This window comes from Ignavibacteriota bacterium (assembly GCA_016212665.1).
Lineage (GTDB): Bacteria > Bacteroidota > Ignavibacteria > UBA10030 > SZUA-254 > FW602-bin19.
This window is the reverse complement of sequence record JACREZ010000018.1, coordinates 1-24155: the sequence shown is the minus strand read 5'-3', so window position 1 is coordinate 24155 and position 24155 is coordinate 1. Positions and strand designations below refer to the sequence as shown.

At 40.0% G+C, this 24155-nt stretch carries 24 protein-coding genes; 18 read left to right on the top strand and 6 right to left on the bottom strand.

Features of this window, described 5'->3' with window-relative positions; genetic code table 11:
- Positions 1–519: 519 nt before the first annotated feature.
- The 6 genes from HY960_06320 (at position 520) to HY960_06295 (ending at position 9216) form a co-directional block, all read left to right on the top strand.
- The gene (locus HY960_06320) at positions 520–2781 is read left to right on the top strand and encodes an SBBP repeat-containing protein (protein MBI5215351.1); all 2262 of its coding nucleotides are present in this window, start codon (positions 520–522) and stop codon (positions 2779–2781) included.
- Between the two features lie 100 nt (positions 2782–2881).
- Complete coding sequence (gene sigZ, locus HY960_06315) at positions 2882–3454, top strand: RNA polymerase sigma factor SigZ (protein ID MBI5215350.1); 573 nt, start codon at positions 2882–2884, stop codon at positions 3452–3454.
- Positions 3455–3662: 208 nt separating this feature from the next.
- The gene (locus HY960_06310; protein ID MBI5215349.1) at positions 3663–4493 is read left to right on the top strand and encodes an arsenite methyltransferase; all 831 of its coding nucleotides are present in this window, start codon (positions 3663–3665) and stop codon (positions 4491–4493) included.
- Between the two features lie 363 nt (positions 4494–4856).
- Entirely contained in the window at positions 4857–5684 is an 828-nt protein-coding gene (locus tag HY960_06305) for a hypothetical protein (GenBank protein ID MBI5215348.1), read from the top strand.
- Positions 5685–5691: 7 nt separating this feature from the next.
- Positions 5692–8811 carry a DEAD/DEAH box helicase gene (locus HY960_06300; GenBank protein ID MBI5215347.1) on the top strand — a complete coding sequence of 1040 codons (3120 nt, stop codon included), beginning with the start codon at positions 5692–5694 and terminating at the stop codon, positions 8809–8811.
- Positions 8812–8934: 123 nt separating this feature from the next.
- Complete coding sequence (locus HY960_06295; GenBank protein MBI5215346.1) at positions 8935–9216, top strand: BrnA antitoxin family protein; 282 nt, start codon at positions 8935–8937, stop codon at positions 9214–9216.
- A gap of 136 nt (positions 9217–9352) precedes the next feature.
- Here the strand turns inward: HY960_06295 and HY960_06290 are convergent, their stop codons facing one another.
- The 3 genes from HY960_06290 to hpnC all read right to left on the bottom strand — a co-directional run bounded on the left by HY960_06290 (position 9353) and on the right by hpnC (position 12599).
- Positions 9353–10726, bottom strand: coding sequence for an oleate hydratase (locus tag HY960_06290; protein MBI5215345.1), 1374 nt, complete (start codon positions 10724–10726; stop codon positions 9353–9355).
- A gap of 101 nt (positions 10727–10827) precedes the next feature.
- Complete coding sequence (hpnD, locus tag HY960_06285; GenBank protein ID MBI5215344.1) at positions 10828–11685, bottom strand: presqualene diphosphate synthase HpnD; 858 nt, start codon at positions 11683–11685, stop codon at positions 10828–10830.
- Positions 11670–12599 (bottom strand): squalene synthase HpnC, encoded by a 930-nt coding sequence (gene hpnC, locus HY960_06280; protein MBI5215343.1) that lies wholly within the window; start codon positions 12597–12599, stop codon positions 11670–11672. Before hpnC ends, hpnD begins: the two co-directional genes overlap by 16 nt.
- A 188-nt stretch (positions 12600–12787) precedes the next feature.
- Here hpnC and HY960_06275 point away from each other — a divergent pair, with 188 nt between their 5' ends.
- The 11 genes from HY960_06275 to HY960_06225 all read left to right on the top strand — a co-directional run bounded on the left by HY960_06275 (position 12788) and on the right by HY960_06225 (position 20307).
- Positions 12788–13477 (top strand): DUF1573 domain-containing protein, encoded by a 690-nt coding sequence (locus HY960_06275; GenBank protein ID MBI5215342.1) that lies wholly within the window; start codon positions 12788–12790, stop codon positions 13475–13477.
- Positions 13478–13482: 5 nt separating this feature from the next.
- The gene (locus tag HY960_06270) at positions 13483–14202 is read left to right on the top strand and encodes a DUF1573 domain-containing protein (GenBank protein MBI5215341.1); all 720 of its coding nucleotides are present in this window, start codon (positions 13483–13485) and stop codon (positions 14200–14202) included.
- Between the two features lie 146 nt (positions 14203–14348).
- Positions 14349–14831 carry a heme-binding domain-containing protein gene (locus tag HY960_06265; protein MBI5215340.1) on the top strand — a complete coding sequence of 161 codons (483 nt, stop codon included), beginning with the start codon at positions 14349–14351 and terminating at the stop codon, positions 14829–14831.
- Positions 14832–15142: 311 nt separating this feature from the next.
- On the top strand, positions 15143–15340 hold the full coding sequence (locus tag HY960_06260; protein ID MBI5215339.1) for a hypothetical protein: 198 nt from the start codon (positions 15143–15145) through the stop codon (positions 15338–15340).
- Positions 15337–15609 carry a BrnT family toxin gene (locus HY960_06255; GenBank protein MBI5215338.1) on the top strand — a complete coding sequence of 91 codons (273 nt, stop codon included), beginning with the start codon at positions 15337–15339 and terminating at the stop codon, positions 15607–15609. The genes HY960_06260 and HY960_06255 overlap by 4 nt, the downstream gene beginning before the upstream one ends.
- A gap of 6 nt (positions 15610–15615) precedes the next feature.
- Positions 15616–15885 (top strand): antitoxin, encoded by a 270-nt coding sequence (locus HY960_06250; GenBank protein ID MBI5215337.1) that lies wholly within the window; start codon positions 15616–15618, stop codon positions 15883–15885.
- Positions 15886–16169: 284 nt separating this feature from the next.
- Positions 16170–16823: a succinate dehydrogenase cytochrome b subunit gene (locus HY960_06245; GenBank protein ID MBI5215336.1), complete on the top strand. Its 654-nt coding sequence runs from the start codon at positions 16170–16172 to the stop codon at positions 16821–16823.
- A gap of 11 nt (positions 16824–16834) precedes the next feature.
- Positions 16835–18748: a fumarate reductase/succinate dehydrogenase flavoprotein subunit gene (locus HY960_06240; GenBank protein MBI5215335.1), complete on the top strand. Its 1914-nt coding sequence runs from the start codon at positions 16835–16837 to the stop codon at positions 18746–18748.
- 130 nt (positions 18749–18878) lie between these two features.
- Entirely contained in the window at positions 18879–19619 is a 741-nt protein-coding gene (locus HY960_06235) for a succinate dehydrogenase/fumarate reductase iron-sulfur subunit (protein ID MBI5215334.1), read from the top strand.
- Positions 19620–19726: 107 nt separating this feature from the next.
- Positions 19727–19996, top strand: coding sequence for a DUF4160 domain-containing protein (locus HY960_06230; GenBank protein MBI5215333.1), 270 nt, complete (start codon positions 19727–19729; stop codon positions 19994–19996).
- Positions 19997–20010: 14 nt separating this feature from the next.
- On the top strand, positions 20011–20307 hold the full coding sequence (locus HY960_06225; protein ID MBI5215332.1) for a DUF2442 domain-containing protein: 297 nt from the start codon (positions 20011–20013) through the stop codon (positions 20305–20307).
- A gap of 22 nt (positions 20308–20329) precedes the next feature.
- On the opposite strand, the gene HY960_06220 is transcribed toward HY960_06225, so the two are convergent.
- Positions 20330–21076, bottom strand: coding sequence for a hypothetical protein (locus HY960_06220; GenBank protein ID MBI5215331.1), 747 nt, complete (start codon positions 21074–21076; stop codon positions 20330–20332).
- Between the two features lie 247 nt (positions 21077–21323).
- Here HY960_06220 and HY960_06215 point away from each other — a divergent pair, with 247 nt between their 5' ends.
- On the top strand, positions 21324–22226 hold the full coding sequence (locus tag HY960_06215; protein ID MBI5215330.1) for a serine hydrolase: 903 nt from the start codon (positions 21324–21326) through the stop codon (positions 22224–22226).
- A 16-nt stretch (positions 22227–22242) separates the two neighbouring features.
- On the opposite strand, the gene HY960_06210 is transcribed toward HY960_06215, so the two are convergent.
- Both HY960_06210 and HY960_06205 read right to left on the bottom strand, forming a co-directional pair.
- The gene (locus HY960_06210; GenBank protein MBI5215329.1) at positions 22243–22659 is read right to left on the bottom strand and encodes a hypothetical protein; all 417 of its coding nucleotides are present in this window, start codon (positions 22657–22659) and stop codon (positions 22243–22245) included.
- A gap of 17 nt (positions 22660–22676) precedes the next feature.
- Complete coding sequence (locus tag HY960_06205; protein MBI5215328.1) at positions 22677–23843, bottom strand: hypothetical protein; 1167 nt, start codon at positions 23841–23843, stop codon at positions 22677–22679.
- Positions 23844–24155 lie beyond the last annotated feature (312 nt).

Genomic DNA, 24155 nt, shown 5'->3' with positions numbered 1-24155 from the left:
TCAAAGTTGTTAAGAGGTAATCCATATGTTCACATTTTCTCATAGTAATCATTTGTAACACTATTTTTGTGCTTTGGCGTTATGAAACTATGTATGACTATCGGTAAATCGACTTTTTACACAGTCTCCATTCCTTTGGGACAAATCCGAAATTCAAAAAAACTAAACTACCGTTTTCAGGTGAATTTGAACGTTTGAACATTCGAGATTAGAATTTGTTTAGAGTTTCGATATTATGATTTAGGATTTTTTCCTTGAAATTACATGCTTGCGTAACTTCAGTGAATAAGTAATATGCACGTCTGCTAATCAACTAACATTCACCACATCTTTGATAGGTAGTCTTTTCGGACTACCTATTTCATTTCTACTGAACACTTTCCGGAATAATTCAAATGAAAGGGCTATTGATACAAGTCGCTTCTTCATGTAAATTGTTGATGAATTTAATCGTTCACTTTTTAGAAAGATGAAGTTCACTAATTCACAAATCAACTAAACAATTTATGTGTGGTATTTATGAAACGCTTTTATATTTTTCTACCTGATGTTATTGTATTTCTCGTGTTATCTCTAGAGATCAATAATGCACAAACTCCAAATTATCTTTGGGCAAAACGAGCCGGTCAAGGATTTTCCGAATTTGGCAACAGCATTGCCCGCGATGCATCCGGAAACACGTATGTAACAGGAGATTTCATCAGCAATCCGCTTCTCTTTGATACAGTGGTCGCTCTCCACGACAATTCAATGGACTATAATTACTTTCTGGTGAAGTATGATTCATCAGGAAATGTGTTGTGGGCAAAGACATCTACATTAACAAATCAGGGGAGCGAAGGATTGGATGTTACTGTTGACCAATCAGGAAACGTCTATGTGACAGGAACCTTTCTAAGCAGTATAATTCAATTCGACACTACAATTCTTTTTAATAAACGGGCGGGAACGTATGATATTTTTGTTGTAAAATACAATTCCAATGGAAATGTTATTTGGGCAAAAAGTGCCGGTGGAAAACATACAGACTTTGCTTACGGAATTACTGTTGATAGAAGTGGAAATTGTTATGTCACAGGGTCATTCTTCAGTACAATAATATTTTTCGATACAGTTCTGATTCCAAACACGAATCCCAATATCACGACAGAAGATTTCTATCTTGTGAAATATGATAGTCTGGGAAATGTTCGTTGGGCTAAAAGTACAATAGGAAACGGCAACGAACAGGGGAGAAGCGTCTCTGTGGATACGTTAGGTCATTGTAATGTAACAGGATATTTTACATCAAGCGTAACTTCCTTTGATACCATACAGGTATTTAATTCAAACATTGCCGGAGGTTCATCAGACATCTTTTATGCTCAATACGATACAGCAGGTAAAACACTTTGGGCTAAGGCAGTCGGAGGATTGGCAAATGATATTGGTTATCGTATCGTATCGAATAATGCAGGATTCAGTTATATAACAGGATATTTCAGGAGCGAAAGCATTTTGTTTGACACTATTCCTTTGTTCAATGCAAGTGCAGGCGCCGGACCATCGGATTACTATGTTTGTAAGTTTGACAGAAATGGAAATGTTGTATGGTCAGTCAGTGGCGGCGGAGAAGGTGATGAGGAAGGTTTAGGAATCTCATTGGACAGAAAAAATAATTGTTACCTGTCCGGGTATTTCACGAGTGACAATTTTCTTGTTGGTTCTTTTCCACTTATGACTCAAGGAAGCGCTGATATTATGATAATAAAATATTCATCAAGAGGTACACCAATGTGGGTAAAAAGTAATGGTGGAAATAGTTTCGATTTCAGCAAGGACATTGTTGCCGATAACGAAGGAAGAACGACTCTCACCGGTGGTTTTGATAGTAATCCAATCCCCTTCGATACGCTGCTCCTTGTTTGTAACGGAAGCGATGATTTTTTTATCGTACGACTTGAGAAGGATATGCTTTCAAAAGAGATTCTTTTCTCTGTGACTTCAAAATGGAATTTGGTTTCGGTACCTCTTACCGTAAATAACAATTCAGTCTCCACACTTTTTCCCGGGGCAATTTCACAGGCGTTCGCGTTTCAAGGAATGTACGTTGCGAGTGATTCCTTACTGAATGGAGTAGGTTACTGGTTGAAATTTGCATCACCAATGGATGTGGAAATGTTTGGTTATGGCGATGGAACAGATTCATTCGCCGTAAGGGAAGGTTGGAATTTAATCGGCTCAGTATCTGATGTTATTGATGTTACTACGATTTTATCTGATCCACCGGAACTTATAACGTCTCAATTATTCGGATATTCGGCTGGTTACTATAACGTTGATTATATCGAACCCGGACATGGTTATTGGGTTAAAGTGAACCAGGACGGATACTTGATACTCACTTCTGAACAAACAAATGCGTCGAATAAAATAAAAATTGTCGCATCAAACGAATTACCTCCACAGCCACCCGAACCTGAAAAGGTGGAAGTGATACATCAAGCACCCATTCAATTTCTGTTAGAACAAAATTATCCCAATCCATGTAATCCATCAACGATGATAAACTATCAGTTGCCTGTAGATAGTTTTGTCTCGTTAAGAATTTTTAACACGATGGGGCAGGAAATTCAATCGCTTGTTTCGAGTGTTCAAGAAGCAGGATATTATTCGGTAAGTTGGAATGCAAGTTTGCATCCGAGTGGTATCTACTTTTACCGTCTTGATGCTACTCCAATCATTAGTGAAATCCAAAACAACATTTATTCTCAAGTAGAGAAATTACTTTTATTGAAATAACATATCATTACAATTTCTTGATGCCGCGAGTCTTTCCATGCGCGGCATTTTCATTTTCACAAACGAAATCCTTACTTTGATGCAAGTTCAGTTATTAACAATGGCAACCAAAGCAGAAAACCTCGAACACCTGTATAAACAATTTTCAAAACGACTTTTGAACTTCATCGTCCAACGAGTTAATTCACGCGACGAGGCAGAAGATATTCTCCACGATGTTTTTCTCAAAGTCCATGCGAACATCGAATCGCTGAACGATTCAATGAAGATTGAAAGTTGGTTGTATCAAATCACCCGCAACGCAATCATAGATTATTACCGGACGCGAAAACCGAAAGAGACGCTTCCTGAAAACATCGTCGAAGAAGAAGAGACTGAAAGCGCCATGGAGCGACTCACACCCAGCATCAATCATTTCATCGAACAACTTCCCGAACCATACCGCGAAGCAATTACACTTACTGAACTGCAAGGGATGAAACAGAAAGATTTAGCAACAAAACTCGGCATTTCACATTCCGGCGCGAAGTCGAGAGTCCAGCGAGCGCGCAAAATGTTGAAGGATTTATTCTTCGAGTGTTGTCACTTCGAGTTCGACCGCTACGGAACGGTGATTGACTACCATCCGATTTCATGTTGCTGTTGTGGACTAGCGTGTGAGAATAATTGCTGAATTCTGATTACTGATTTTTTAACACAAAGAACACTAAGAAAATCACAAAGGTCACGAAGATTAAGATTTTTCTTTGTGCGCTTTGTGAAAATGCTTTGTGTTCTTTGTGTTTAATAATTTAGGAATCAAAAAAACTTGTTGCGTCTTTTTCTCCCTTCGTTCGTCTATATATCAAATCACTAATTAACTAATTAACCAATCAACGAACATGGATACGCTCAAATCAGAACAAATCAAACAAGCGGTGCGCGAACGATACAGTGCGATTGCGACCGGAAAATTCTCTTCCTGCTGTGGCGAAAACGCACAGCCGGTAACTCAAACCAAACCTTCATGCTGTTCGACCAAAGAGGCAGATGACTCAGTAGTCAATTACACAAAGGCAATCGGGTATAGCGCAGAAGAAATACGGAACGTGCCTGGCGAATCGAACATGGCGCTTGGGTGCGGCAACCCGACTGCGATTGCAAATCTCAAACCGGGCGAAGTCGTATTGGACTTAGGAAGCGGCGGCGGATTCGATTGCTTCCTCTCTGCTCAACAAGTCGGTGAAACAGGAAAAGTCATTGGCGTTGATATGACGCCGGAGATGCTCAGCAAAGCGCGGCAAAATGCAGTGAAAGGAAATTTCACCAACGTCGAGTTTCGTCTCGGAGAAATCGAACATCTCCCTGTTGCCGATTCATCGGTTGATGTTATTATTTCCAACTGCGTCATCAATCTCTCGACGGAAAAGCCGCAAGTATTTCGTGAAGCATTTCGTGTGCTGAAACCGGGCGGGCGATTAGCAATTTCCGATGTCGTTCTCTCCGCCAAACTTCCCGATGAAATCCTGAACGATATGTCTCTTTACTGTGAATGTACCTCCGGCGCAATCACAATCGAAGAATATCAAACCGAATTACAAAAAGCCGGCTTCACAGAAATTTCCATCAAGCCAAAAGAAGACAGCCGCGAGTTCATCCGCGAGTGGAGAAAAGGAATGAAGTTGGATGAGTTTATTGTGTCGGCGGTGATTGAGGCGAGGAAACTTAGTTGACAGTTTGCCCGCCGTATGAGGGTTGTTGGTTCGTGGTTCGTGGTTCGTGGTTGACAATTGTTTTTGTGCGTGGGTTAGTTGAATGGTTGCAATCTATTTCAAAAACACTTAACTTCTCCATCAATATTGATGAAAAGTTTCTATGTTACAATTAGAAGAAATAAAAGAAACAATTAATTCTCTCCCTCTCGAAGAATATACTCGTTTGCACAGGTGGTTTTCAGAGAAAGATTGGGAGAAATGGGATATGGATAGAATCAGATTCAACATCCGGGAAATTAGATTTCCTTGTTACAGAATCAAACGAAGCTTATAGAAATGCAAGCCTGAAAGAACTGTAAATGCACAAAACAAAAAAAGAATATGCACATTTTTGACAGAGCAGATATAAAGGTAAACGATACTTTCATCAAAAAATTTGCTGAAAGATATGTTCAGCAAAGAACGGCTTCTGTTACACCTGCAAAAACAATTTCAGCCAATTTTCTTTTTAAGAACACTGGATTTGATACAACTGATTTGGAAAAAATAATTACGCGAAACGTTATTGCTGAAGACAAGAAAAGGGAAGCAGGTGAAACACCTGCTGTGTTAAATGATATTTACAGAAGTGATTTAGGTGAACTGTTGCTGACCTATTATTTTGAAGAAAAAATTGCAATTCCGAAAAGATTCAAAATACCAGTTAAAAATCTTTCAGTAAGAGAACTTTCACATTTGCCAGGAAGAGGCATGGATGCAATCGGATACCGACTTGTAGGACAAAAAGTGAATTTATTATTTGGCGAAGCCAAAGTATCACATTCAACTGATAGCCCACCATCCGTAGTTCACCACACTGAGGACTCAATTTATAAAACGCATTTAAAGCATAAGACAGATTTAAGAGCAGTTTTAAAAAAATTGTCAGAATACTACAAGCACTTAATACCAGAAGATGCAGCAATGATAGGTTTTGCAATTTGGGCAATTGAAAATAACAAAGACACGAATTACGAAATCACATTTGGTTGCACATTAGTGAGAGATTCCACTTGTGTTAATGCTGTATCTGATTACGGTAAGATGAAATCAAGTAAAACTGATTTTGAACCTCATGAGGTTCATTTCGGGTTGCTTTCATTTACCGAAAAAACGATTGCTGAAACGATAGAATTATTTTACAAAGCGGTTTACAAAATAGCAGCATAAATTTTCAATGCAGAAACTATTTGACATATTGATTGGACAGGAGAAAATAAAATCTTTACTTCAAAAGAGTGAGGGGAACTACCTATCTTCTCAGTTATTCGGGAAATCAAATGACACCAACGACATTGAGCAAAGAGTAAAATTAGTTTACCTTTTACTCAATGGACTTTATTCAAATAAAATTGAAGATGCAACCAAACTTAAATTAATTGAGAATGAAATTTATGTTTTACTTAAAACTATTGATGTCGCAAAGCAATCCGATGTAAATGTTTTTAATGAGTTAATTGGAGTAAATGAGATAGACCCAAAAACACTCTACTATTTTTATCTTTCTTCCGTAGCTCTTAAATCTGATAGGATAATAAATATTCGTCTTGACTTAAAACCGTTTCAAACTTCCAACGGTTCTTTCAATGGTAACTGGAAAGCAAAGGTTTTAAATAAATCGCTTGAAGCTTTTATTTTGTTAGTTAGAAAAGGCAATGGATTTCAAGACATAAAACTGGCTCTTACAATTGTTGACCAACTTCAAAAAGAGCAAACTGATTTTGAGAAAAATTATTTGTCAACTGTTGATGCTGCAAATGAAATTGATGAAGCATATCAACTATTAGGGTTTTATCATTTATCCAAAGCAATTGTTGAAACTGCAAAATATTTGGAGAATGGATACAACTACAAAGAGAGACTGGGAGTTGTTATCCGGCAACATGTTGATGCTGCAAAAAAATTATTCGCAAGTGTTCCAAGATTAGAAGGCATTGCTACAATTCTTGAAGAAGATTTGAAATTTCTTGAAGGAAATTCTATTTGGACAAAGACAAAATTCAATGATAAGGTTCAACAGCTTTGTAGAATCAAAAGTGAAAATGGATACCTTGAATTGCTACCATCTCAGAGAGATGCTTTGAATAAAAATCTCTTAGATGTTGCTTCAAATGTTACGGTAGTTCAAATGCCTACAAGTGCTGGTAAAACTCTATTGGCTGAATTCAATATTCTTGTAACAAAAGCATTAAAGCAGGATGCAAAAATTATCTATGTTGTTCCTTCAAGAGCATTAGTAAATCAAATTTACTTTGACTTGAAATCAGATTTGGAATCTCTTGATTTAGTAATTGAAAAAACATCTTCTGCAATTGAGGTTGACCCGAATGAAAATACTTTTCTCTCTCAGGATATTGACATCTTAGTTTCAACACCTGAAAAACTTGATTTATTAATTAGAAGAAATCATCCTTCAGTTGAAGATGTTTCACTTTTTATAATTGATGAAGCTCACACAATTCAGAACGGACAGAGAGGAGCAAAACTTGAATTGCTCTTAGCAATTCTAAAAAGAGAAAGACCTTCCGCAAAGTTTATGCTTTTGTCTCCCTTCATTGGTAACTCTGCTGAAAAAATTAAAGAGTGGCTTGGTGGTGGTAACTCAATTGCCATTGATTGGCGACCTTCTGAAAAAATTGTTTTTGGACTTGATGCTGGAAGAAGTAAAAAGCAAGATGTAATAAAGTTTGATATTCTTCCATCCGCTTATAGCACGAATTCTACTGAAAGTAAATTTGAAATATTTAGTCCATATGAATTAAAGAGTGAAACGAAAAAAGACAAATTATTTGAATTCAGCGCAAAACATTTTTCACAAGATAACAAGTGTGTTTTATTCCTATGCGAAGGGAAAGGTTCAGTAGATACAAGAGCAAATTTTCTTCATAATGTTTTGGATACTGAAACTGTATCCGATGAAATAAATCTTGTAAGAAAATTCATTACTGATGAAATAGGAAGAGAAACTACTCTCTCAAAAGTTTTGGAAAAGAGAATTGCTACACATCATGCAGGTTTATCTGATGAGGCAAAACTTTTAGTTGAACATCTGATAAGAAATAGGGAGATAAAATATGTTTGCTCAACGACAACCGTTGCCGAAGGAGTAAACTTTCCAGTATCCTCAGTTTTCTTTGATTCATTTTGGAAAGGAAATGCTCCGATAGATAATAATGATTTTTGGAATATTTCCGGCAGAGCCGGCAGAACTCTTATTGATAATTTCGGGAAAATAGTTCTACCCTTCCATAGTGATGTCAACAAAGTTAAAGGAAAGCAACTATTAATTGATTCGACTAAGGAAATTGCTAGTGTGCTTTCTGAATTATTTGTGAATGGCGATATTATTTTACAGCGACTTAGTCGTTCTAATGCAAACCTAAATAACCTCATCGATAATTATTATAATTCACTTGGTCCGTTAGTTCAATACTTTGTTCACTTACTCACTGTCAGCGAAAATCAAACTTATATTACAGAGATTGAAGATTTGTTTAAAGATACTTTTGAATATTACCAGTTAGATACACAGGAGAACAAAGACAAGTTCATAAGAATTTGCAGAGAAGTTTATAATCATCTTCAAAATAAATACAAAGATAGTAAGGGCATTTTATCTTTTGCAGATAAGACAGGATTTTCAGTACCTTCAGTTTTAGCAGTCATGGCACAAAAGTCAAGCAATCCAACGATTGCTGATTTGAATAGTTGGAAGCCAAATGAAATGTTTAATCCTTCAAACATTAACAACCTTACAGAAAAAATCAAGGTTGTTGCGGCTTTAAGAGAAACTAAACTGGGTACAGATAATAATCAAGCACCTTTTGAGCCAGAGCATATTGCTAAAATATTAGTTGGTTGGGTTGCTGGTTCAAAGATTGATTTATTATCAAAGATCCATCCATCCTTCCAACTAATGACTGATGCTAACAAACGAATAAATGAGTTTGTCCACAAGATGCACGATATTCGTTTTAAAGCATCTTGGGGTTTGAGTGCATTAGAGGGAATCGTGAAAGGTAATGAGGAGGAGATAAAGGATTCATTTATTCCATCTCTGATTTATTATGGCGTTGACAATGAAAAATCTCTTATCCTAAGAATGGTTGGTGTTCCACGAATTTTATCATTCTCATTATCTCAAATTATTGACAATCCAATCAACACATATAGTTTTCCTGAAATTCGCAAAATGGTAAAGGGGTTAAATAATTCTGATTGGGATTCAATCAAACCAAAAAACTCATCATTAACTGGAAATGAATGGAAGAGAATTACAGAAATATTAGTCCACTAAAATGGATTCCCCCCCACACACAAGATGCGGGGAATTAACCCCTAAAAGATTAAATCGGTTGGACTATTTCCAAGGAGTATTTTTCAACTTAAAGAGATATGAACAAGAAAGAACGAACAATTTATGAACAAGCGATTAAAGACCATCCCAAAATTTAAGAACGAAGACGAGGAACGTGAGTTCTGGGCAACTCACGATTCGACGGAATATGTCAATTGGAATAAAGCAAACCTGCAAACAACTATTTCTCCTAATTTACACCGAAGCGTAAAAACTATTTCGTTACGTCTTACCGAATCAATGCTGGATAATCTCCGTGTCATGGCAAACGAACGGGATGTTCCCTATCAATCACTTATTAAAATGATTCTTCAGGAGAGAATTAAGCGAGAATTGTATTCTTAGAAAGCTTTGCATTACCTCCAATTCGTCATGCCGAACTTGTTTCGGCATCTAAACAAGCGCTGATAGACCCTGAAACAAGTTCAGGGTGACGGCGTTGTAAGGATTTGCAAAGCCTTCTCTTAGTTTGTAGCCAGAATTATACGCATCTCCTCGCCGCTACAAATCCACTCATCACTGCCCCTTCAATCGTAGCCGGCAAACCTGTGTTCGTCCAATCGCCGGCAAGGAAAAGATTGTGAACCGGGGAAACGGTGTTCGGGCGAAATGGTTCAATGTCGTTTGTTGGTGAGAATGTTGCACGCTTTTCTTTGATAACAACTGAGGTTTTGGGTTTTGAGTTTTGAGTTTTGGGATATATTTTGTGAAGGTCTTTCATTGCGAGTTCAACAAGTTCTTCCTTCGATAATTTTACTTCTTCATGCGCGCCGCTGATGACAGCGGAAATCAGTTGGAGTCCACCTGCAGGTGGACTACCAATAATTTTTCGGCGATTAAATATCCACTGCAACTTCATATCAATCAACCCGACAAAGTCTTCCTCCATCAATTCCTTCTCGAACCAGAGGTGAATCGAAACAATCGGCGATGATTTGAATCTATGCAAATGGTTGAACGGCTCAGTTCGTTGTACATCATCAGGCAATAAACTTTGCAGGGCAAAATACGGAACCGTGCTGATGATTCGTTCTGCTTTGATGAGTTTCCCTCCTACTTCAATGCCGATTGCTTTTCCATTCTTGCAGATAATCTTTTCCACCTGAGCGTTGAGAAAGATTTTCGCTTTGTGTCGTTTCAGAAATTCTTCAGCAGGTGTTGCGTACAACTCTGTTTGCCCGACCGTTGGAATGAGCAATGCGGAGTCAGATTTCTTTCCAAGAAATGTAGAACGAAGCGAGCGCGCAAACAACAACGCCGATGCCCGCTCCGGTAATTCATTCATCACAGAAATCGAAATCGGATTCCAGAAACATTTCTTCGCTTCTTCCGATTGGTTGAGACTTGTCAACCATTCATCAATCGTCAGGTGGGCAAGTTTTTGTTCTTTCTCTTTATTCCAACGTTGTAACTCCAATCCGACATTCAGCAATCTCTTTCGTTCCCAAAATGAAAGGAGAGAAAACTTCAACATTCCGGCGGTAAGATGAAACGGTTTCGGGAGCGACGAGACGGAAAACGTGTGAAATCCTTTTTGCGGATGGAAGAACGGAAGCGAAAGTTTGCTCTGCTCTTTCAACAGCGAACGCGTTCCAATCATTTCTAAGTATCGGAGCGTGTTGTGGTATGCGCCGACTAAGACATGCTGTCCGTTATCAACAACGTCTCCGGTTTTTTCATCAATGAAAGAATAACATCTTCCCCCCAACTTTGGGGATTGCTCAAACAGTTTTACCTGTGCGCCGCGTGATGCAAGTTCGACTGCGGCGGCAAGTCCGCTGAGTCCTCCGCCGATGATGATGACATCGTTATGGGATGCGGGATGTTGGATATGGGGTTTTGTTAATTGGTTAATTTGTTAACTCGTTGATTAGTGAGTTGTGAGTGGTGAGTAGTGAGTGAAAATATAAACAATTGTGAATGGCGAATTGTGAACGGTGAATTGTTATCTGACGCTTAGAGACCAAAGAGCGATTGCTTCACCCAATACTTTATTGCAATCAAAAATTGCTGGTACTTCGGGACGGCAACGCGTTGGTCGAAGACGTTGAAGTTGACATCCTTGATTCGTTCGAGCGTGTGAAAATAAATTCGCTCCATAATCTTCGCGGCAAACATTGCTCGCTTGTCATCCGTCGGAAGTGACTCTTGCGCTTTCCTGAAATATTCTTCTGCACGTTGGGATTCGTACATCATCAACGAAACGAATTTTTCATTGTAGGAATTATTGAGGATTGATTCTTCTGAAAGATTGAATTTTCGTATATCTTCAAGCGGCAAATAAATTCTTCCGTACTTTGCATCGAGTCCCACATCGCGGAGAATGTTGGTAAGTTGCAGTGCGATGCCAAGATTGACCGCGTACTCTTTCGTCTTTGCATTTCGTGAACCGAAAATTTCCAAACTCATCAAGCCGACAGATGAAGCGACGTGATAACAATATTCTTTCAGTTCCTCGAACGTTTCGTACCGGTTCTTCACCAAATCCATTTCTACTCCCTTGATGAGTTCATAAAAATGAACGACAGGAATTTTGAATCGCTTCGCAATCGAACCGAGTTGGTTGAGCATCGCATACTCAGAACTTCCCTCCAACGCTTTCCCAAGTTCCGCCCGCCATTGTTGAAGCCGTTCAAACTTTGTCGGTAAGTCGCCGGGGTTATCAACGATGTCGTCTGTCTCGCGGCAGAACGCGTACACGGTGCGCAACGCGTCCCGTTGTTGTTTCGGTAAAAACGAAAACGAGAACCGGAAACTCGATGCGCTATCTTTGAGAGCAATCTCAGTCGGAAGTGCGTTCAGGATAAGTCCCACGGTTTCCTCTTACGTTTGTATTCAGGCAAATTATTTATGAATAATCCTCGAAGTAAAATTCCGATTTTATTCGGGGTTGAAAGTTTCGGACGGTTTGCAAAGACATCAAACCCGACTTTTTCAATCTTCCGCAGGATTGACATTCCGCCAAACCAAACTAATTTCAATTCAAGTTGTAAATCCTTATCAACAAGCGATGGAAGTTCCGAGCCATCATAAAATAATTGCTTCGTTCGCGCGACTTGAAACTTGAGTAACTTTTTGAAGGTGGGGTTGAATGATTTTCTTTTCCAATCATCAATTGTAAAACCAACACGCTGCATATCTTCAAGCGGAAGATACAACCTATCTTTTTCTAAATCAACTGCAACATCCTGCCAGAAGTTAGTGAGTTGAAGCGCTGTGCAAATGTTATCAGAAAGTTTGTAGAGTTGTTCATCACGATAACCGAAAATCATCAGTACCAATCTTCCGACAGGATTGGCAGAACAACGACAGTAACTCAGCAAATCATCAAATGTCTCGTAGCGATTCTGAGTAACATCTCGCTTGAAAGCCGTAAGCAAATCCTTCAACGGTTCGATGGGAATGTTGAGTCGTTTCACCGTTTCTTGTAACGCAATAAAAACCGGGTTCCATGCTTCGCCCTCATAACATTGAAGTAATTGATTTTCCCAATCATTCAAGGCATCAAGTCGTGAATCGGCAGTTCGTACACGTTCGTCAGCAAAGTCATCGGCAGTCCGGCTGAACGCATAAATCGCCTGAATGTAGGGACGCTTTTCCTGAGGCAGAAAGAGGGAAGCAACGGGGAAGTTTTCATAATGTGCGTTAGTAACAGCCGCGCAGTATTGAAATGATTCGTCAAGAGAATACTTCCGCCGTTGTTGGTTATTGATTTCGACCAAATTCATTCAGACCAAATTACTAAGACTTTGTCGAATACTCAAACGTGTTTATGGTTGAATAATTCTTGAAAATTTTGTATATACATACGGTTTTTCTGAACATTCATTGACATTTATTTGTTGATGGGAACTTCCTCACACTAAATTAAGTTTAGTACAGAGATTTTCAATCATTAATAACATAGGATTAATTCATGAAACAATTTCAACTATTTACATTTGTTCTCCTCATTTTACTTAGTTCAATCGTTGCGGCACAGCCCAAAATTCAGTTAGCAGAGGGTCCGAATTTTGAATTTGGCGATGTCATCAGCGGAAGTAAACTGACAAAAGAAATTACCGTTAAAAATATTGGAACAGACACACTTCACATTAAAGATGTTCGCGCACAGTGTGGTTGTACAGCAACATTGTTAAAAGAAAAATCTATCCCCCCCTCACAGGAAAGCAAACTTTCCGTCACCTTCAACGCCGCGGGATATAAAGCCGGAAAAGTAACCAAGCATGTTTATGTTGATTCGGATGACCCGACGACGCCAACCCTAACGGTTGAGTTTGCTCCGAATGTTATCCAGTTGCTCGAAGTAATTCCAACGATGCTCTCGTTCAATAACGCGAAAATTGACTCGCAACTCGTTCGGACTGTAACAATCAAGAATTCATCGAAAGATACAATTAACATTCTTTCGGTCGAAAATAATTTTGAACAACTCAAAGTCTCTCTCTCGAATATGAAACTTGCCCCCGGTGATTCCTCCGTTGTTACCGGTGAATTGTTACCGACAAAAGCAGGTTCCTATCAAGCGGTAGTTAATCTGCTCACCGACCATCCATCGCTTTCCAAACTTGAAGTTAAAGCATTTATGTGGGTGAACCGGAAGTAAGTGGCATGATGAAGAAGATTGTATTTTTTGTTTTGATATTGGTAGCGACGGAATTACTTCCGTCGCTTCTCTTTTCTCAGGCAAAGATTGAAGTGGTCGGAGGAACCAATTTCGATTTCGGTGAAGTGAGCACCGGCAATATTGTCAAGAGAACAGTTACACTGAAAAATATCGGTACGGATACGTTGAACGTTGATGAAGTCAGTACATCGTGCGGCTGTACCGCAACCCTCCTTTCCAAAAACAGAATTCCACCAAAAGGAAACGGTACTCTCGAAATCAGTTTCGATTCGAAAAAGTTTTCTGGCAAGGTAGAAAAAGCGGTCACGTTTGAAACAAATGACCCGGAACATAACAAAGTGCGGATTATCTTCACTGCAAATGTCAGCAAAGTTCTGGAAATGACTCCCGACCACCTCGTTTTCAACGTTGTAAAACTCGATACTTCAAATATCGAAGAAATTACGTTATCAAATGTTGGTGATAAACCCATTCGCATTACAAACATTACATCCAACTCGACTGAGATAACTTTCGAACTCGCTCAAAAGGAAATCGGACCGGGGGCGCAAGGTATTATTAAATGCAATCTGCAACCGACGGTAACGGGAATTAAAAAGGGAGAAATCCATATTTCTACTGATAATGCAAAAGTTCCTGAACTGGTTGTGAAATATTTCGCACTTGCAAAAGAAAAGAATGCACCGAAACTAATCAAACCATAAGTATTTTTTTGCAGGCATAATTGATTTTACCCTGCAATGTTTTCTTGTTCATTGTACCACCACTTTCCTCCTATGATGCTATTTTGCATTATCCAATCACTTTTATCAATGACTAAATCGTCATTGATTCAATCATAAAAAATTTTATGAAGTCAAATATCAAATCAATTCTCAAAATCATTTTCTTCGGACTCCTCAGCATTCTCGTCATCATTCAGTTTCTGCCGATGGGAAAGAACCACACAAATCCTCCTGTTGTGAATGAACCGCAATGGGATAGTCCTCAAACACGGGCAACATTTATGAGAGCATGTGCCGATTGCCACAGCAACGAAACGCAATGGCCCTGGTACAGTAACATCGCACCCGTCTCATGGCAGATTCAGGACCATGTTGTTGAAGGACGTGAGCATCTCAATGTTTCCGAATGGGGAATGAGAAAATATCACGAAGATGACGCGGTGAAAGAAGTTGAAAAAGGTGGAATGCCGTTGGATAATTATCTCTGGCTTCACTCCGAAGCGAAGTTGTCCGAACAGGAAAAAGTACAATTCATTCAAGGATTGAAAGCAACGTTCGGCTCGGAGAAAGAAGAATCAGAGCAGACAGAAAGTGAAATCGAAGAATAATACAGTGGATAAATGGGTTGGCGTGATGAAGGAATGAAATCTTTCATTACTCATGTATTCCACAACCTCGGCTGGTTGAATGGAAATAAAGTTGAATAAAATTCGTCTGTTGCTAGACCCGGATTATGGTCTTGAACTACGAGAAGATTTCATGCAACGAATAAATACATCTGCTTCTTCTAAAGAGAGGATTTCATTTGATGAGGTAAAGAAAATACATGGTTTGGTGTATTTTTTTTCATAGCACTTTCCACTTACCTTTACATTCAATTTAGAAGTTTGTATATTATCGTCAAGAAAAAGGAAATATCATGAATGTCATTGAATTGAAAGCACAAAAAGACAGATATCTAATCAGTTTAGATAAATCATCGTTTGATAAAAAAACGATTCAGTCTATTCTCGAACGGCATCGTCTCGAGTTACTGGCAAAGTGTATTGACTTTGATAAATCCATAGAATATCCCGTTGAAGAAGTGAAACAACGGTATAGAAAAAATAAGCAATGAAATTTTTCGATTGGAACGAAGAAAAGAATGAAGAGTTGAAACGAACGAGAAATATTTCGTTTGAAATAGTTGTAAGTCAAATAGAAATGGGAAATGTTTTGGATTTGCTCGAACATCCGAATAAAGACAAATATCAACATCAACGGATAATTGTCATCGAGTATAACGAATATGCGTATTTAGTTCCCTACGTCGAAGATGAAGAAAAAATATTTTTGAAAACAATTATTCCGAGTAGAAAAGCAACTAAACAATACTTAAAAAACTGAATCAATATGAAAAAGAAAGATAAATCCGAAGAAGAAATTATTGACTCTTTTGAAAGAGATGAGTGGCGTTCAGTCAGTAATTTGAACACAGCGAAAGCACGGTTTGTCAAAACTGCTCGTGCGACAATCTTAAAAAAGAAACGTATCAACCTTGATATTCCTGAAAAAGATATTGTTCACTTAAAAGCCAAATCATTTGAAGAAGGAATACCATTTGAAATATTTGTATCAAGCATCTTACACAAATATGCAAATGGGAAACTTGTTGAAAGTTAAAACATCAATAATGTAAATTCAGAGTTCTCAAATTAAACTATATCTGGAAGGGAGTTCATACTCGGCAAATATTTATTAGCAACTCAAGGTTGGCATACGACTCGTCAAGCAGTTCAACTGCCTTCCGTGTGAAGTGTTAATAATTCTCAACTACTCATCTTCTCCCCTCTCAACCACTCCTTTTGTTTCTTACCAACTCTTTTCCTAAATTTGCACCGCATTTCTGATTCAATATTTTTAATCAGACATTCTGCATCATTTGATAACGAAAAACTTCGAAACCCATGGGTACATTTTCAAGCATCTATAATTCCTCCGTTGGCAAGAAGTTCGTTGTTGGCTTAACGGGACTTTTCCTCTGTTCTTTCCTTGTCGTTCACCTTGTCGGCAATTTCCAATTATTTAAAAACGATGGCGGCGTTGCGTTCGATGCCTATTCGCATTTCATGTCAACCAACCCGGTCATTCGTACGGTGGAAATTGTTCTTGTCGTCGGCTTCCTCCTTCACATCTTTACAAGCGCATATATGTGGTTTAAGAATCGTGAAGCACGGCCGGTGAAATACAAAGTGAACGCCGCAGGAGAAAATAGCACGTTAGCCTCACGAACAATGTTCATCACCGGTAGTATTGTTTTTATTTTTCTTGTTGTTCACCTTCGCACGTTTTTCGTCCCGACACGGTTCGGTGGCGAAGAACAAATGTATGCGTTGGTAAAATCCGCGTTTCAAAATCCGTTGTACGATTTGTTCTACATCGTCGCAATCGGTCTGCTCGGATTTCATTTACGGCACGGCTTCCAATCGGCATTTCAAACGTTCGGCATCAAGCATAAAAAATATGCGCCGTACATCGAAGCCGCAAGCGCAATCTTCTGGCTCTTGATTCCGCTCGGCTACATCTCCATGCCGATTTATTTTTATCTCAATCCTTTTTGAACGGAAGTGTTATGGAACTGAATTCAAAAATTCCTGAAGGTCCCGTCGAAAAAAAGTGGGACAACCATCGCTTCAATATGAAGTTGGTCAATCCTGCCAACAAACGGAAGTATCACATCATCGTTGTCGGAACGGGATTAGCGGGCTCATCTGCGGCGGCATCGCTTGCTGAACTTGGCTACAATGTTACCGCGATGAGTTATCACGAGTCGCCGCGGCGTGCGCACAGCATCGCGGCACAGGGCGGCATCAACGCTCCGAAAAATTACAAGAACGACGGCGATAGCATCTGGCGATTATTTTATGACACAGTGAAAGGCGGAGATTTCCGCGCTCGTGAAGCAAACGTCTATCGTCTCGCGCAAGTCAGCAACAGCATCATTGACCAATGTGTAGCGCAAGGAGTTCCGTTCGCACGTGAGTACGGCGGCTTACTCGATAATCGTTCGTTCGGCGGCGCGCAGGTTTCGCGAACGTTTTATGCACGTGGTCAGACGGGGCAACAACTGTTACTCGGCGCATACTCCGCGCTTGAACGACAAATCGGTAAAGGACAAGTAAAATTCCTTGACCGCCGCGAAATGCTCGACCTTGTCGTGATTGACGGACAAGCACGCGGAGTCATCACGCGCAATCTTCGTGACGGTTCAATTGAATCACACGTTGCTGATGCGGTCATTCTTGGAACCGGGGGATATGGAAATGTTTTCTATCTTTCCACTAATGCAAAAGCATGTAATGGAACGGCGGTTTGGCGTGCACATAAACGCGGGGCGATGTTCGGAAATCCATGCTACACGCAAATTCATCCGACGTGCATTCCCGTTGCAAGCGATACTCAATCCAAATTGACATTGATGAGCGAAAGTCTTCGCAACGACGGACGCATTTGGGTTCCGAAGAAAGTCGGAGACAAACGGAACGCGAAAGATATTCCCGAAGATGAACGGGATTATTATCTCGAACGAAGATATCCTTCGTTCGGAAATCTTGTGCCGCGTGATGTTGCTTCACGCAATGCAAAAGCTGTATGCGATGAAGGTCGCGGCGTCGGCGAAACCGGGTTGGCTGTCTATCTTGATTTCGCCGATGCAATCAAGCGAAACGGCAAGGCATGGGTTGAAGAAAAATACGGAAACCTGTTCGACATGTATCATGAAATTACGAACGAGAACGCGTACGAAACTCCGATGCGTATCTATCCTGCCGTTCACTACACAATGGGCGGGCTTTGGGTTGATTACAATTTGATGAGTACGATTCCCGGTTTGTACGTTCTCGGTGAAGCAAATTTCTCCGACCACGGCGCAAACCGACTCGGCGCAAGCGCGCTCATGCAAGGTCTTGCCGATGGTTACTTTGTCATTCCTTATACGATTGGTGATTATCTTGCATCATCCAAGTTTCCGAAAGTCGGAACAGACCATGCGGCGTTCAAAGATGCACAACGCGGCGTAGAGACGATGACGGAAAAATTGATTTCAACGAAAGGAACGAAAACGGTAGATGAATTCCACAAGGAACTTGGAAAGATTATGTGGGATTACTGCGGCATGGGTCGCAACGAAGCCGGTTTGAAAAAAGCGCTTGAGTTGATTCCAAAACTCCGCGAGGAATTCTGGAAAAATGTCCGTGTTCCCGGAAGCAGCAAGAGCATCAATCCCGAACTCGAAAAAGCCGGGCGCGTTGCCGACTTCATGGAACTCGCCGAGTTGATGTGTCAGGATGCATTGCATCGTGAAGAATCGTGCGGCGGACACTTCCGTGAAGAATATCAGACAGAAGAAGGCGAAGCCAAACGGAACGACGAAAAGTTTTCCTATGTCGCCGCGTGGGAATTCAAAGGCGTCGGACAATCTGAAACGTTACACAAGGAACCGTTGACGTTCGAGAATGTGAAGCAAGCACAGCGTTCGTATAAGTGAGTTGTGATTGGTTAGTAGTGAGTAGTGTTTCGAGATTTGAGCTGTGCGATATATGTAATTAATCTAACTGGAAACAGAAAACCGGAAACTGAAAACTTTTTTCATTTTGAATTTTTAATTTTGAATTGTTATGAACATAACACTGGATGTCTGGCGACAAGCCGACCAAAAATCTGCAGGACAATTTGTAAAGTATAACGCAACGAATATCTCGCCCGATATGTCGTTCCTTGAAATGCTTGATGCGGTGAATACAATGCTCGTGAAGCGCGGGGAAGAACCGATTGCATTCGACCATGATTGCCGCGAAGGAATTTGCGGAAGTTGCGGCATGGTTATCAACGGACGACCGCATGGAACAGAACGGGGCGTTGCTACGTGTCAATTATACATGCGGCATTTCAAGGAGGGCGATACGATTACACTGGAACCGTGGCGTGCAAAAGCATTTCCTGTTTTAAAAGATTTGATTGTTGACCGCACAGCACTTGACCGGATAATTCAGGCGGGCGGTTACGTTTCGGTAGATACCGGTGGTGTTCCTGATGCGAATTGCATTCCGATTCCGAAAGTCATTGCAGAAGAGGCAATGGATGCGGCGGCATGTATCGGTTGCGGCGCGTGCGTTGCGGCGTGTAAAAATTCTTCAGCAATGTTGTTTGTCTCTGCAAAAGTTTCCCAACTCGCGCTCTTACCGCAAGGTCACGCTGAGCGAAAACAACGAGTCGAAAATATGATTGCACAAATGGATGCCGAAGGATTCGGCGGTTGTACAAATACGCTCGCCTGTGAAGCAGAGTGTCCCAAGAAGATTTCAGTGACACACATTGCGAGATTGAACCGGGAGTATTTGATGGCAAAAATATCTTAAATTGGTATTAAACGAATTGTATTACTAATTTTTGCCTCCACTTTCAAGTCCCGTCTTCCGGGGCTTTTTTTTCCTGAATCTTTCATTTCATTTTCGTATCTTTCAACATGCCTGAGTTAAGTAGATTTTATGGAATAATTATTAGGATGTACATGGAAACAGGTGCCCCTCATAAGACTCCGCATTTTCATGCTTATCATCAAAACGATGTAGCAGTCTTTAGTATTGATCCCATAGAAATAATTGCAGGTCAACTTCCAATCAAACAACGAAGGATTGTTGAGGCTTGGGCTGAATTACATCAATCTGAACTCATTATTGATTGGGATAAACTTCAAACTGGGAATCCACCAGAACCCATTACACCTCTCCGTTAAGGGACAAGTAAATTATGATGCATCCTCTTTACAAAATACTCGATTTCAAAATTATTGATTCATACACATTGCAAATATTCTTTGATGACAATAATACACAAGTAATAAATTTTCTTCCTGTCCTTGAAGGAGAAATGTATGGCCCCTTAAAAAATCTCATACTGTTTAATCAAGTATCATTAGACAAAGAAGTATTGAATCTTGTATGGCCCAACGGTGCAGATTTTGACACTGCGACTCTACACGATTGGGACCAAAATAAAAACGAGATTCTCAGTAGAGTCTCAAAGAATATTGCTGTTACAGTTTAATTTGAAACAATAATCTGAGAATCTATCGTTTCACTAATTCTCGAAAACTCTCTTCATCCAACGTCTGACTCTGACGTTCAATTCTCTCTAACACTGATGTGCGACTGTGAAGGCTCAGGTACGAATCAACATAGACGTTGATTGCAGAACGGACCTCTGTAAAATATTCAGCAAGTTTGAATAATACGGGAGAGGCATCTGCTTCATACAGAAAAGAAGATTGAGCCGCTGCTTCAAATTCTGTTTGTCCCACACTTTCATAATAATCAAACGAAGGCGCACCTTTTCGTTTGTTCCGTTGATAAATCAAATCGGGAAAAAATCCGGTAAGAAATAAAGAAACATTTCCAATGTACTGGTGCATGTAATATTGTTGAACCTCCTTGAGGTCTTTCATCACCTGTAACATATCAACGATATAAATCATTCGTTCACCGGAAGCGGAGGCAAACTGCCACAAGACATCCGACTGACTGAAATCCACACATACACTCGAAACGTAATCCACTAAATCATCGTCATTGAGTTGCTTGGACTTGAGCGCATGATAGACAAATTCATAGAAAAACAACCACGGCGAGACTGTCGCCATCGCAGAAGACCTGAGAATCTGTGGGAACAATGTTTCATGGTGCAGTAATTCCGTTATTGCATCTGCATCGTCGCATAACGTAAAAATTGCCGTACGACTTTGATTATCTGAGCCGATTGTATTGGCTATGAACTCATAGTCCTGACTTGTTAGATGTAATCGTGTTTTGTTGAACATGGCATTACCTTGAGAACGTTGCGTTTGTTTTTCTTCAAAATACTTCAAACACTATTCCATGAAGGAAATTTTTACTTATTCTCCTTTGAAGATAAAAACGTCGTTCTTTGTTTAATTTGATGAGTTATTAGTTTGTCTCTTCCATTGATGTTTTTTGATGGAGAAAATTTTTCCACTCATCAGTCATTTTGACTCATATTTCTTCATAGAATTGATTACATTCATGCCAACAATGTACGCTATTCACATGAAACGATTATTTATTTTCTTCCTTTTTCCAATCATACTCTTTGGTCAGGAACAAGTTGACCTTCACAACCTCATCAAAAAGGAAATAACTAATTTCGGCGGACGAGTCGGAATCGCGGCAAAAAATATTTCAACAAATGAAACAATCGTCATTGACGGTGACTCCCTCTTCCCCACTGCAAGCATCATAAAACTTCCTGTGCTTGTGGAATTGTTTTATCAATTTCACGAAGGAAAACTCTCGCCGGATTCACCAATTCCCCTGCTTGATTCGGTAAAGAAACCCGGTTCGGGAATCCTCCCATTTCTCCACAGCGGACAAACTCTGAAATTGATTGACATTGCAACACTCATGATCATTGTCAGCGATAACACAGGAACGAATTATGTGATTGACCAATTCGGGACCGAACATGATGAAAAGTTAAACGCGGTAAACAAGAGGATGGAATCACTTGGATTACAGAATACAAAACTTCAAAACAAATTGTATTCGTTTGCAACCAAGAAAAAAACACCTGAAGCAAAACGATTCGGCATTGGATACACAACTCCGAACGATATGATGTTGCTCTTAGAAAAAATCGTGAATGGAGAAATTGTTGACAGTGCTTCTTCCGACCAAATCATCTCGATAATGCGCGGGCAACAATACATTGATATGGCTCCACGCTATCTTCCGTTCACAGAAGACACAACATTGTGGGTAGCAAATAAAACAGGTTCCCTCGATGAAGTGAAAAACGATGTCGGCATCGTCTCTTCCTCAGAAGGAACCTACGTGTATGCTATCTTCTGTGATAACTCACCTGACCTCGGTGAGCAAGTTGACAACAAAGCAACTATTACAGTTGCCAAAATTTCTAAATTACTTTACGACCATTTCCTCAATCGCCAATGAATAATTGATTCACTCGTCAATTATTCTTCGCTCCTTGTTCAATCCAAGTTCTGAGCATCTTAAGTGTATCAGCTGGAAAAGCAGTTTTCCGTTTCATCGGCATCGGGTCGCCAAAGGGTGGCTTCAAACTGATTTTTTTTATGAGAATGCTTGAATCCGGTTTTCCTGCAACAATCGATTTCCCCTTTTTTCCCCCGCTCATTATTCCTTCATACGTATCAAGATACAGTTCACTCGGATTCATCATGTCTTCCGTATGACACGGGAGGCAATATTTTTTCATTACGGGGATGATATCTTTCTTGTAGGAAACCTGTGCCGCTTTTCCTTTGACTGAATCAACAGGTTTCTTTTCTTGCTTTGTTTGAGGTGTAAATGCCATCAACAAAATGAATGATACAAGAACGATTGCAGTTGTGATTAATTTCTTCATGTAAATATACTTTCTGCTTAAAACCATAGATGTAATTGAACTAACGCCTGGTCGTTATCAACGCTCGGCTTTTCCATAACGACACGGTATTGCGGTCGCAACTCAACAAAACTGAATGGATAATATTCTAACCCGATGGTCAATCGTTTGAGTGAATTTGTTGTTGACAAATCGTCATCCTCAATTCCCGCCAACGGGTCAAACATATCGAACTTGCCCGTAAACCATAGTCCCTGCATCGCACGGTAATCAACTTCTGCGTACGCCGCCATCATGTTCACATCTTCCTTGACTGGTTGAAATGGAGATGGAAAAATCCGGTGATGAGTCCAATCCACTTCTCCGGAAATAACAATATCACCGTAAGCAAGTCCGGCATGAATGCCCCCCATCTTGTAACTCTTAAAACCATACCCCGAAGCGCCGATACGGAAATTCAGTTCGTCCGCTTTACCCGTGTATTCAACTTTCATCGTGTATGCCTTCGCTTTTGAGAGAACCACTTTTGAAGCGTCACCGGTACCATTGAACACAGCCGCCGTGACAAATAAATCGCCGAAGAAACTTCCCGCTTCAATTCCAATATCCTTATAATTCGGAGCGAATAACAAACCATTGTTGAATAATCCACTACCGAACACACCAACATCCCCGCCACGGGTGTAACTTGTGTGGTCATCTAATCGCCAACCATAGTCGGGTAAAAACACACCTGCTTTAACATAACCATTCCCGGGAAGAATCTTCGCCAATCCATATACTTCCGGTCCGCTGTATGAACCATAGTTCGGATTCAAAAAATCCTGTTTGTAATAAAAGTAAATTTTCTTGGCGAGTTGAATTGAACCGTATAACGTTGCAGTCATTGCATGGAAGGATGTTTTTCCTTTTCCATCTGTTCCGTTGTCTGCAAAATCAAACAAAAACTGTGTTCGAAAATCACCGCCGATGGTGATATTGTCAGTTAATTTCGGATTAAAGGTAAACTCGTCATCTTTATGTGCAGCGATGGGAAGTGCATCCACACTGAAGGAAGAACCATACTCAGTCCGCATTTGTCCGCCGGTGGGATTGGTATGACACGCTCCGCATTTCGCTCCGGTCATCAGTGCAAAACGAGGAATCGCCAACGTGGAGGAGATGAGAATGAAGAAAAGAATTGTTGTAACAAATATTCGTTTCATAGTTTTATTTTTGAATGAACAATACAATTTGATTATGTCAAAAATGACGGGAGAAATTTACACAATGATTGTTTGAATTACAAGTAGTGGATTGTCTCATTAATCTGATTATGATGTAGCCGCAGACTTTACGTCTGCGTTTTTGATTTGGAAACGCGACCATGTTCCAAAGGCATCGAGACTGTGTAAAAAGTCGGAACATTTTTTAAGAAAATCTGGTTTGAATACTAACATTTTAAATTTCAATTCTTTTTTATGATGCAACAAATCACTGGTGTTAGCCGTGAGCAAATTACATTGTTCCCGGAATCG

Coding starts and splice junctions, on each gene's coding strand:
- HY960_06320 (MBI5215351.1), top strand. CDS start 520: ATGAAACGCTTTTATATTTTTCTACCTGATGTTATTGTATTTCTCGTG.
- sigZ (MBI5215350.1), top strand. CDS start 2,882: ATGGCAACCAAAGCAGAAAACCTCGAACACCTGTATAAACAATTTTCA.
- HY960_06310 (MBI5215349.1), top strand. CDS start 3,663: ATGGATACGCTCAAATCAGAACAAATCAAACAAGCGGTGCGCGAACGA.
- HY960_06305 (MBI5215348.1), top strand. CDS start 4,857: ATGCACATTTTTGACAGAGCAGATATAAAGGTAAACGATACTTTCATC.
- HY960_06300 (MBI5215347.1), top strand. CDS start 5,692: ATGCAGAAACTATTTGACATATTGATTGGACAGGAGAAAATAAAATCT.
- HY960_06295 (MBI5215346.1), top strand. CDS start 8,935: ATGAACAAGCGATTAAAGACCATCCCAAAATTTAAGAACGAAGACGAG.
- hpnC (MBI5215343.1), bottom strand. CDS start 12,599: ATGAATTTGGTCGAAATCAATAACCAACAACGGCGGAAGTATTCTCTT.
- HY960_06275 (MBI5215342.1), top strand. CDS start 12,788: ATGAAACAATTTCAACTATTTACATTTGTTCTCCTCATTTTACTTAGT.
- HY960_06270 (MBI5215341.1), top strand. CDS start 13,483: ATGATGAAGAAGATTGTATTTTTTGTTTTGATATTGGTAGCGACGGAA.
- HY960_06265 (MBI5215340.1), top strand. CDS start 14,349: ATGAAGTCAAATATCAAATCAATTCTCAAAATCATTTTCTTCGGACTC.
- HY960_06260 (MBI5215339.1), top strand. CDS start 15,143: ATGAATGTCATTGAATTGAAAGCACAAAAAGACAGATATCTAATCAGT.
- HY960_06255 (MBI5215338.1), top strand. CDS start 15,337: ATGAAATTTTTCGATTGGAACGAAGAAAAGAATGAAGAGTTGAAACGA.
- HY960_06250 (MBI5215337.1), top strand. CDS start 15,616: ATGAAAAAGAAAGATAAATCCGAAGAAGAAATTATTGACTCTTTTGAA.
- HY960_06245 (MBI5215336.1), top strand. CDS start 16,170: ATGGGTACATTTTCAAGCATCTATAATTCCTCCGTTGGCAAGAAGTTC.
- HY960_06240 (MBI5215335.1), top strand. CDS start 16,835: ATGGAACTGAATTCAAAAATTCCTGAAGGTCCCGTCGAAAAAAAGTGG.
- HY960_06235 (MBI5215334.1), top strand. CDS start 18,879: ATGAACATAACACTGGATGTCTGGCGACAAGCCGACCAAAAATCTGCA.
- HY960_06230 (MBI5215333.1), top strand. CDS start 19,727: ATGCCTGAGTTAAGTAGATTTTATGGAATAATTATTAGGATGTACATG.
- HY960_06225 (MBI5215332.1), top strand. CDS start 20,011: ATGATGCATCCTCTTTACAAAATACTCGATTTCAAAATTATTGATTCA.
- HY960_06220 (MBI5215331.1), bottom strand. CDS start 21,076: ATGTTCAACAAAACACGATTACATCTAACAAGTCAGGACTATGAGTTC.
- HY960_06215 (MBI5215330.1), top strand. CDS start 21,324: ATGAAACGATTATTTATTTTCTTCCTTTTTCCAATCATACTCTTTGGT.
- HY960_06210 (MBI5215329.1), bottom strand. CDS start 22,659: ATGAAGAAATTAATCACAACTGCAATCGTTCTTGTATCATTCATTTTG.
- HY960_06205 (MBI5215328.1), bottom strand. CDS start 23,843: ATGAAACGAATATTTGTTACAACAATTCTTTTCTTCATTCTCATCTCC.